Source organism: Nocardia jiangxiensis NBRC 101359, assembly GCF_000308615.1.
Taxonomy (GTDB): Bacteria; Actinomycetota; Actinomycetes; order Mycobacteriales; family Mycobacteriaceae; genus Nocardia; species Nocardia jiangxiensis.
In genome coordinates this window covers 1-223 of record NZ_BAGB01000033.1, presented here as the reverse complement: position 1 = coordinate 223, position 223 = coordinate 1, and the positions used below count along the sequence as shown (strand labels likewise).

Annotated in this window: 1 pseudogene; it reads left to right on the top strand. The window is 74.0% G+C overall.

Features of this window, described 5'->3' with window-relative positions:
- Positions 1-16: 16 nt before the first annotated feature.
- Positions 17-223, top strand: a pseudogene (locus ON40_RS11670) (isopentenyl-diphosphate Delta-isomerase); the annotation flags it as partial.

The window sequence follows — 223 nt, the reverse complement described above, 5'->3', positions numbered from 1 at the left end:
CCGATAAGGTGGGGCGGTGACCGCCGCACCAGAAGACAGCGCCGGAGCACCGCCGATCGACCGTGAGGCCCTGCTCGTCGAGCTCGTGGACGAGCAGGGCCGGGCGACCGGCTCGTGCCCGGTGGGGCAGGCGCATACCGCGCCCGGACGGCTGCACCGGGCGTTCTCGGTACTGCTGTTCGACGCGGCGGGCCGGATGCTGTTGCAGCAGCGGGCCGCGGTC